General features: G+C 65.3%; 9 protein-coding genes. 6 read left to right on the forward strand and 3 right to left on the reverse strand.

Annotation, left to right across the window (positions count from 1 at the left end):
- On the reverse strand, positions 1 to 549 hold a 549-nt coding region (locus tag ACESL8_RS08675), incomplete at its 3' end, for a nitroreductase (protein WP_372917870.1).
- A 43-nt stretch (positions 550 to 592) separates the two neighbouring features.
- Positions 593 to 1,834 carry an amidohydrolase family protein gene (locus tag ACESL8_RS08680; protein ID WP_372917872.1) on the reverse strand — a complete coding sequence of 414 codons (1,242 nt, stop codon included), beginning with the start codon at positions 1,832 to 1,834 and terminating at the stop codon, positions 593 to 595.
- Positions 1,835 to 1,955: 121 nt separating this feature from the next.
- Here ACESL8_RS08680 and ACESL8_RS08685 point away from each other — a divergent pair, with 121 nt between their 5' ends.
- The 6 genes from ACESL8_RS08685 to ACESL8_RS08710 all read left to right on the forward strand — a co-directional run bounded on the left by ACESL8_RS08685 (position 1,956) and on the right by ACESL8_RS08710 (position 9,229).
- Positions 1,956 to 3,716: a peptide MFS transporter gene (locus tag ACESL8_RS08685; RefSeq protein ID WP_372917874.1), complete on the forward strand. Its 1,761-nt coding sequence runs from the start codon at positions 1,956 to 1,958 to the stop codon at positions 3,714 to 3,716.
- A gap of 70 nt (positions 3,717 to 3,786) precedes the next feature.
- Positions 3,787 to 5,205 carry an amidohydrolase gene (locus ACESL8_RS08690; protein WP_372917876.1) on the forward strand — a complete coding sequence of 473 codons (1,419 nt, stop codon included), beginning with the start codon at positions 3,787 to 3,789 and terminating at the stop codon, positions 5,203 to 5,205.
- Positions 5,202 to 6,503 (forward strand): amidohydrolase family protein, encoded by a 1,302-nt coding sequence (locus tag ACESL8_RS08695; RefSeq protein WP_372917878.1) that lies wholly within the window; start codon positions 5,202 to 5,204, stop codon positions 6,501 to 6,503. Before ACESL8_RS08690 ends, ACESL8_RS08695 begins: the two co-directional genes overlap by 4 nt.
- 70 nt (positions 6,504 to 6,573) lie before the next feature.
- Entirely contained in the window at positions 6,574 to 7,257 is a 684-nt protein-coding gene (locus ACESL8_RS08700; RefSeq protein WP_372917880.1) for an NnrU family protein, read from the forward strand.
- Positions 7,254 to 8,057, forward strand: a complete 804-nt coding sequence (locus ACESL8_RS08705; RefSeq protein WP_372917882.1) for an SDR family NAD(P)-dependent oxidoreductase — start codon at positions 7,254 to 7,256, stop codon at positions 8,055 to 8,057. The genes ACESL8_RS08700 and ACESL8_RS08705 overlap by 4 nt, the downstream gene beginning before the upstream one ends.
- A 323-nt stretch (positions 8,058 to 8,380) precedes the next feature.
- Entirely contained in the window at positions 8,381 to 9,229 is an 849-nt protein-coding gene (locus ACESL8_RS08710) for a DUF4167 domain-containing protein (RefSeq protein ID WP_372917884.1), read from the forward strand.
- Positions 9,230 to 9,248: 19 nt separating this feature from the next.
- Here the strand turns inward: ACESL8_RS08710 and ACESL8_RS08715 are convergent.
- A partial coding sequence (locus tag ACESL8_RS08715) for a hypothetical protein (protein WP_372917886.1) occupies positions 9,249 to 9,444 on the reverse strand: 196 nt, incomplete at its 5' end.

A 9,444-nucleotide genomic window follows, 5' to 3' on the forward strand; every position in this document is an offset into this window, starting at 1 on the left:
CAGATCAGGGCGCGGCCGTTCTTCCAGTGGTTTGCCTTGCGTGCCGATGAAGAAGAAGCCGGCGATGCGTTCGGGTGCCGCGCCGCCGAGAAGCACCAGCACATTTTCGTCGTAACACGCCCAGCCGGTCAGCCAGTTGGCGACAAAGCCGTGCGCGTGGACGGCAAGACACAGATTCTGGCACAGCGCGCCCGCCGAAAGTTCCTGTTCCCATGTCGGGATGTGGCTGGGCCTGGGGCTGGACAGCACCGCAACCAAGCACGGCGACTGCACGGCAAACTGTGTCACGGCCGCTTGTTCCAGGCGGCCGGCATCGGGCTTGCCGGCCAGATAGATTTCGAGCAGCGAATCGGCAAAAGCGCTGCGGTTTTCCACCACCACAAAGCGCCACGGGAATAATTTGCCATGGTCGGGCACTCGGGCCGCGGTTTGCAGGATGGCCGCCAGCTGCGCTGCATCGGGGCCGGGGCTGAGCATGTCGCGCGCCTTGCCGGAGCGGCGGGTGGCCAGGAGGCGGGCCGGGGTGGTGGAATCGTTGAAACTGTCCATGCCCGGCGGTGTATCCGGCTCGCTTGGGATTGCCAATGCGGCGTCAGGGCGCCGTTTTAACCACCACGCCGCCCTTCATCACGAACGTCACGCGCGTCACGGCGGCGAGATCGGCGGCTGGATCACCCGGCACCGCGACCAGATCGGCGAGCAGGCCGGGCGCGATGCGGCCGCGATCGGTGAGGCCAAAATAGCGGGCGTTGCCGGCAGTGGCGGCGATGAGAACAGCGGTATTGCTCATGCCGGCCTTGGCCATCAACAGCATCTCGCGGGCATTCGTTCCGTGGGCAAACACGCCGACATCGCCGCCCATGCACATTGGCACCCCGGCTTTCAGCGCCAGTGCAAAGGTAGCGCGGTCTTGCAGCACAGCGGCCGGCGCGGGTTCAGCGCCGGTCCAGCCGCGATAGCCGGCGATGGCGTCGCCGGCGGCCAGCGTCGGGCACAGCGCCGTCTTGTTTTTCGCCATCAGGGCAAAGGTGGCAGCATCGCCTTCGCTGCCATGCTCGATCACGTCCACCCCGGCTTCCGAAGCGCGGCGCATGGCCTGCGGGGTGATGGCGTGCACGGCAACCTGGCGGCCGGCATCATGGGCGGCGGCAACCGCGGCGGCAATTTCGGCCTGTGAGAACGTGGGCCGGCTGCCCTCGCCGGGCCGCCAGCGATAATCGCCATACAGCTTAACGACGTCGGCCCCGGCGCCGATCTGGCGGCGCACGGCCTCGACCAGACGTGGGCCATCGGCCTCTTCGGCGCCCTGCGGTACATCGGCGGCAAAGCCCTTGGGGCCATAGCTACCTGGCGCGACGATGGCGCGGGTGGCAACAATCATGCGCGGCCCGGGCACCACACCATCATCGATGGCGCGTTTCAGGCCAACATCGGCATTTCCAGCGCCCTCGCTGCCGAGATCGCGCACCGTGGTGAAGCCAGCCATCAGCGTCGCCTCGGCATGCACCACAGCGCGGGCGACCCGGTAGGCTTCGCTTTCCTTGAGCACCTGGTCGTCCCACGGGGTTTCATTGTAGGGGTGCAACAGCAGATGGCTGTGGCCTTCGATGAAGCCGGGCAGCAAGGTCTGGCCGGACAGGGCAAGGCGCTGTGCGCTCGCCGGCGCGGTGAGATTCGGCCCCACCGCCACGATGCGCCCGCCGTCCACCAGCACCTGCCAGCCGCTGTGCATCGCCTCGCCGTCCCACACTCGGTCAGGCGTGATCAGCACAGGCCGGGCGCTGGCCGGCAGCGGCAGCAAAGCGAGGAGGGCGGTGAGAAAATGACGGATCATGGGGCGAAGAGACGCCGTGATTGCAGTCAGGTCAAGTCGGCTTGGCGGAAGCGCTGCCGCCCGCTACACCAGCTCAAAGAAATGGCGCGCCGGGCAGCGAGCGCGTGAGGGGAGAGGCATTTTGAGCAACGACGAGGCCGGCGGCGTGGTGGATACCCGCCCGCAATGGTTTGGCCACCCGGCGCAGTTGGCGCGGTTGTTCACCACCGAGGCGATGGAACGCTTTGGCTATTATGGCATGCGGGCGCTGCTCACCCTGTATCTCGCCAATCATTTCCTGTTCTCGGACAGCACAACGACCAGCCTGTATGGCGGCTTCACCGCGCTGGTCTATCTCACCCCGCTGGTCGGCGGCCTGTTGGCGGACAATTACCTGGGATCGAAAAAGGCGGTGAAGTTCGGCGCCATCCTGATGGCGGCGGGCTATTTCACCCTGTGTTTCGGCGGCGAGGCGGCCAAGCCGTGGGCCAAGTTCGACGGCCAGCAATATGCCGTGGCGGTTGAAAAGACTGGCAACGACAGCGTGCAGAAGCTGACGCTGGACGGCCAGGCGCTGATCATCAAGGGCAACGAGGATGGCAGCGTTTCGCTGCTGGCGGGCGATGGCAGCGAAGCGCGCCGCATCGCCAAGGGCGGCTTTGAAGCCGGCGGCGAGCGCGATGCGCTTTTCATCACCATCATGCTGATCGGTCTGTCTGCCGTCACCATCGGCAATGGTTTTTTCAAGCCCAACATCTCCACCATGGTCGGCAGCCTTTATGCCAAGGGTGACAATCGCCGCGATGCCGGTTTCACCATCTTTTACATGGGGATCAACCTCGGATCGCTGGGCAGCCAGCTCGCCTGCCCGTTTCTCGCCGACGCCTATGGCTGGTGGGCGGGCTTTTTGCTGGCCGCCGTGGGCATGGCGCTAAGCTGGTTTTTGATCCAGTTCGCCGGGCCGAAACTGGCTGGCTATGGCGAACCGCCGCCCGGTGCGCCCAAACGCGACATTCCGATCTACCTGGGCGCGGTTGCCTGTGTGCCGCTGGTGTGGTTCCTGTTCACCAACCTGATGGCAGCGCCGCCGCCGGTAGCGGGTGAAGGCTTTATCGGCTACCTCGCCGGCCTGCCGATCCTGGGCAAGGTGCTGTTTGCCACTTTCCTCGCCTGTGTGGTGTTCATTCCGATCTGGTCGTTCATGGCCGGGACGCGTCAGGAATGGCAGATGATGCTGGCGGCGATCGTGCTGATCGTTTTCAACGTGGTGTTCTGGACGTTGTTCGAACAGGCCGGTTCCAGTCTGACGCTGTTTGCAGCGCGCAACACCGATCTGTCGATTTTTGGCTTGTTTGAAATCTCGCCGGGGCAGACGCAGTTTTTCAACGCCATCTTCATTGTCATGCTGGCGCCGCTGTTCAGCCTGATGTGGCAGGCGCTGGGCCGGCGCGGGCTGGAACCGGGCATTCCGGTGAAATTCGGCATGGCATTGACCGGCGTTGGCGGCGGTTTCCTGTTCCTGGTGTGGGGCACACAGTTTGCCGGCGACGATTTCAAGGTGGGCATCTGGTGGCTGGCCGGGCTGTATTTCATCCATTCGATGGCCGAATTGATGATCTCGCCGGTGGGACTGTCGATGGTCACCAAGCTGTCGATCGCCCGCATCGTGGGGCTGATGATGGGGCTGTGGTTCGTCTCGATTGCGTGCGCGCAATATGTTGGCGGGCTGGTGGCGCAGGTGGCCAGCGTGGAAACGGTGGGCGGGCAGGTGACCAACCTCAAGGTCAGCCTTGATACCTATGCCGGCGTGTTCGAAACCATCGGCTATGCCTCGGCGGCGATCGGCGGCGTGTTGCTGCTGATCTCGCCGTTGCTCAAGCGCTTGATGCACGGCGTGAAATAATCGCTTCAGCCTCCGTTGCAAGCGCGCTTCGGTTGGCCCAGATTGGCTGCCATCAGGGGAGTTGCAGCGAATGCGGGCAGTATTGTTGGGCGTGGCCGGGCTGGTGCTGGCTGCATCAGCGTTTGCAAAAGACAAACCGAAGGGCGCACCGCCGCCACCGCCAGAGGTGGTGCGCCCGCCCAAGGATCCATGGCCCAGCCAGTACAAGCCCTATCCCGGCCAAGTAACAGTGATTCGCGGCGCCACCATCTATGACGGCGCCGGCGGCCGGCTGGACAATGCGATGGTTCGCCTGGAAGGCGGCAAGGTTGCCGAAATTGGTGCGAGTGTTGCCGTGCCCGCCGGCGCCAGGATCATAGAAGCCGCCGGCAAATATGTGACTGCGGGCATCATCGACATTCACAGCCACCTCGGCGTTTATGCAAGCCCCGGCGTTGAGGCACACAGCGACGGCAACGAGGCCACCAGCCCTGCCCGCCCGGAAGCCTGGGCCGAACACAGCGTATGGCCGCAAGATCCCGGCTTTTCGCGCGCGCTGGCTGGCGGGGTGACTGCGCTGCATGTGCTGCCCGGTTCGGCCAATCTGTTTGGCGGGCGCGGCGTGACGCTGAAGCCGGTTTATGGCCGCAGCGTGCAGGAGATGAAGTTTCCGGGCGCGCCCTACAGCCTGAAGATGGCCTGCGGCGAGAACCCCAAGCGGGTTTATGGCGGCCGCAATCAGTTGCCGGCAACGCGGATGGGCAACATCGCCTTTGCCCGGCAATTGTGGTCGGATGCGGTGATCTACAAACGGCGCTGGGATGATTATACCAGGCGCGCCGAAGCCGGCACCGCCAAGCCCACCGATGCGCCCCGCCGAGAACTGGCGCTCGATACACTTATGGGCGTGCTTGATGGCGAGATATTGGTGCAGAACCACTGCTACCGTGCCGATGAAATGACCAATGTGATCAGTATGGCGCGCGAGTTCGGCTACAAGGTGACCGCGTTTCACCATGCAGTCGAAAGCTACAAGATCGCCGATATGCTCAAGGCCGAGGGCATCTGCTCGGCGATGTGGGCGGATTGGTATGGCTTCAAGATGGAGAGTTTCGACGGCATCCGCGAGAATATCGCGCTGGTGAATGCCGCCGGGGCCTGCGCCATCGTGCACAGCGATGATGAAAACGGCATCCAGCGCCTGAATCAGGAAGCCGCCAAGGCGATGGCTGCCGGCCGCCGGCTGGGGCTGCCGATCGCGCCGGAACTGGCCTGGACCTGGCTCAGCCTGAATCCCGCCAAGGGCCTTGGTATCGGTGACCGCACCGGCAGTCTGGAAGCGGGCAAGGCGGCCGATGTGGTGCTGTGGTCGGCCGAACCGTTCAGCGTGTATGCGCGGCCGATGCAGGTGTGGATCGACGGCGCGCTGATGTATGATTGGGGCGACCCCAAGCGCCGGCCAACGGCGGATTTCGAACTGGGCTTGCCCGGCGTGGGAGAAGTGAAATGAAGCGGCTCCTGGCTGCCATGCTGCTGGCCGGCGCTGCCGTGCCGGCGGCCGCTGCCCCTACCGCCATCATCGGCGCCACCATCCTGACCGCGCGCGGCGAGACAGTGATCGTGGGCGGCACGTTGGTGTTCGACAATGGCCGCATCATCGCCGTTGGCAGCCAAGTGCCGGTGCCGGCCGGTGCCGCCGTGATCGACGGCAAGGGCCGCATCCTCACCCCTGGCATCATCGCTGCGGCCAGTGATCTGGGCATTGCCGAAGTGACCGGCGTGCGCGAGACCAATGACGACAGCGCCCGCCAATCGGCGTTCTCCGCTGCGCTCGATCTGTCGACTGCCGTGAACCCGCGATCATTGCACATCGCCATCAGCCGCATGGCCGGGGTTACGCGTGCGGCGGTGCTTCCCGATGGCGGCAGCAGCATCTTTGCCGGGCAGGGCGCGGTGATCAGCTTGGGGGTGGGCGGCCCCACCGTCGTGCGGGCGCGTGCGATGCAATATATGGAGATGGGTGAAACCGGCGCGCGGATTGCCGGCGGATCGCGGCCAGCGGCCTGGGCGCAGCTGGCCAACATGCTGGCCGAAGCCCAGCGCCTTGCGGCTAATCCGGCCGGTTTTGCTCGCGGGCAGGATTCGGGCGCGCTGGCAAAACGGCTGGATATGGAAGCATTGGCCCATGTGCTCGATGGCCGCCAGGCGCTGTTCATTCACGCCGACCGCGCCAGCGACATTTCCGAAGTGCTCAGGCTGAAGGCGCGATACCCGGCGATTCGCCCGGTGTTGCTGGGCGCCCGCGAAGCCTGGCTGGTGGCCGGCGATATCGCGCGCGCCGGTGTGCCGGTGATCACCCACAGCCTGTATGATCTGCCCGACGATTTTGAATCGCTGGCGTCCACCCGCAACAACATCGGCCATCTGCAGGCGGCGGGTGTGATTGTCGCCATCGGGCCTTTGGGCGGGGTGGGCGGTACCACGCCGGTAAACCTGCCCGGCTATGCCGGCAATGCAGTGGCTCAGGCCAGCGTGCCGGGCGGCAAGGGGCTTACGAGGGGCCAGGCGCTCGCGGCCATCACCGCCAATCCGGCGCGAATCCTTGGGCTGGCCGATACCGGCACGCTGGAAGTGGGCAAGCGGGCCGATCTGGTGCTGTGGGACGGCGATCCACTGGAATTGACGAGCATCCCGGTGGCAGTGTGGATAGACGGCGCCGCCCAACCGATGACCAGCCGGCAGACCGAGCTTGCTAACCGCTACAAAGCACTTGGCCGAACCGATTTACCGCTGCAATATCCGCGCTGATCGGCGATTTGGCGCTGCGCCTGCAAACAAAATTGGCGGCGGCCGTCCCGCCGATGGGGGAAGGGATCTTGTGTCGGATGTGATGCTGCTGGCGCTGCTGGTGGGCGCGTTTGTTGTCAGCCATGAATTGCTGTCTCACGCACTGCGCGCGCCCTTGGTGGCGCGGCTGGGCGAAAAGGGTTTTGCCGTCGCCTATTCGCTGGTGGCGCTGGCCAGTTTCGGCAGCGCCGTGCAGTTGTGGCGGCAAATTCCCAAGGCACGGCTGTGGGACACGCCGGCGGTTGCCTATCTGCCAGCACTGGCGGCGATGCTGATTGCGAGCATTTTCTTGGTGGGCTCCGTGAGCGCCCCCAATCCGGCGATGATGCCGGGCGTGAGGGGTGAACCCAAGGGCATGCAGCGCATCACCCGCCACCCGATGATGTGGAGCATGGCGATCTGGGCCGGCGTGCACATCCTGATGACAGCCGATCCGCGCACCATCGTGTTCGCTGGCGGCGTGGGCGTGCTCGCGCTGCTCGGCACGGTGCTGCAAGATGGCAAGAAACGCGCGCAGAACCCGGCTTATGCCGGCCACATGGCGCGCACGTCGCATATCCCGTTTCTGGCCATCCTTGGTGGCCGCCAGCCGTGGAGCGCGCTGTGGCCCGGCATGGTCCCGGTGCTGGGCGGGCTGGCGCTTTGGCTGCTGATGTTGTGGGCCCACCCGATGGTTATCGGTGTGCCGGCCGCCGGATGGAGTTATTTTCAATGAGCGACCTCACAGGCAAGGCGATCTGGATCACCGGGGCTTCGGCCGGGATTGGCAAGGGGCTGGCGCTGGCGCTGGCTGCGCAGGGCGCGCGGCTGGTTCTGTCGGGTCGCAATCGGGCTGCGCTGGACGAGGTGGCGGCGCAGTGCCCCGGCAGCGCCGTGGAGTCGTTTGACACTACCGATCTCGATTCGCTGCCGGCCATCGCGGCGAGCGTGCAGGCGGCCACCGGCGGCATTGACTGGCTGGTCAACAATGCTGGCATCTCGCAGCGCAGTCTCGGGCTGGACACCGATTTTTCAGTCTACCGCAGATTGATGGAAGTGGATTTCTTTGCGCCGCTGCGGCTGACGCAGCTGGTGCTGCCCGGCATGGTGGCGCGGGGCAGTGGCCGGATCATCAACAACGCCTCGGTGGCCGGCAAAGTCGGATCTCCGTTGCGCACTGGCTATTGCGCGGCAAAACACGCGCTTGTCGGCTGGTCGGATGCGCTCAGGGCTGAAATTGCTCAATATGGGGTGCAGGTACATGTGCTCACCCCCGGCTTTGTTGCCACCGGCATCGGCGCTAATGCCTTGCGGGGTGATGGCAGCCAGAAGGGCGCGGGCGATGATCCAGTGGATGCCGGCATTTCCATCCATGCAGCCGCCCAGCAGATCATTGCCGGCATCATGGGCAATGTGCCCGAAATCCCGGTGGGCCGTGAAGGCGCGGCTGAAATGCAGTTGCTCGGCCTCAAGCGGCAAGACCCGGAAGCCAGTTTTCAATTGATGGCCAGCATGGCGCCAAAAGTCGCCCGCTGAGGGCAGTCCCGCGGTCCAAGTCGTTTTTTCCTTGGCGGATGGATTTTGGCCCGCTAAGGCGAATTCAAGTAGCCGCCGCAGGTATGCAGCGGGCTGCTTCTCGCGCAGCATCAGCCGGAACGCCAGCCCGGTACGCCAGCCAAAAGCAAGTCCGGTCGCGGATGGGTCAAATTGGCCCCCGGCGTCCGAACCGCGCCAAGAGGCACGATTTCACCCAACAGCGGCCTGAATATGGCCAGGCAACGGGGACGACGATCTTGATCAGGAACAACCAGCAGCGGCGGCGGCGAGGTGGCGGCAATCCGGGTCCGCGCCCGCAACAAATGACTGGTGGCAACAATTATGGTGCCCGGCTGGACAACCGCCAGCGCGGCAACGCCACCCAGTTGCTGGAAAAATATCGCGCCCTGGCGCGTGATGCCCAGCAGGCCGGCGATCGTGTCACGGCAGAATATTATCTGCAGTACGCCGAACATTATTTCCGTGTGCTTGGCGATCACCGTGATCGCCAGCCCGAAAACCGCCGCGGCCGCGAAGGCTATGACGACTATGGCCTGGACGGCGAGATGGATAGCGTCGAGGGCGACGATGACCGCGCCGACGATGGCGATGACCGTGCCCGCGACGACCGTCCCCGCGACGACCGTGCCCGTGACGAGCGTCCCCGCGATACACGCAGTCGCGATGACCGCCCGCGTGACAGCCGCAGCCGAGATGACAGGCCGCGGGAAGATCGTGCCCGTGATGAGCGCGTTCGTGAGGATCGTCCCCGTGAGGATCGTCCCCGTGAGGATCGTCCCCGTGAAGAGCGGCCCCGCGAGGATCGCCCTCGCGCGGATAGGGCAGACGACGGCAATCGCCGCGACTGGCAGCGCGACCGCCGGCCCGAACGGGCCGGACGGGAGCGGGATCAGGATCAGGATGCCGGGGGAGCTCCGGTTGTCGACGAACGCGAATCCCTGTTGCAGGCGCTGCCACCTCCCGTGTCGCGTGGAGCCGCGCGCCGTCTTGGGTTGCGCCATGATGCTGGCGAGGTGCCGGCTGCAGTGGCTCAGCCAGTGCCTGAGCAGGTTCCCGTGCCGGCTGAATCGGCCGATTCGCAATCCGCGCCAGCCGAAAAACCGCGCCGCCGTACGCGCAAGCCTGTTGCAGAAGCCGAATCAGCCGAGTGAGGCTTGCGCGGCTGTTGTACTAGTCGCCCCGGCCCACGCTGTCGTCGTGGCCGGAGCGACTGGATACGAAAACCAGACCCATCAGCGCGCCTGACAACAGGACAGAGCCCGCTACCCCGCCCGCGACTGCCAGCCACAGCTCCCAGCGCGCCGGTGCACCCGTGAAGTGCAGCGCGGCAAGCGCCGCGAGAACTGCCAGAAGCGCGCACAGCGCA

It is taken from the genome of Sandarakinorhabdus sp., assembly GCF_041689835.1.
GTDB lineage: Bacteria > Pseudomonadota > Alphaproteobacteria > Sphingomonadales > Sphingomonadaceae > Sandarakinorhabdus.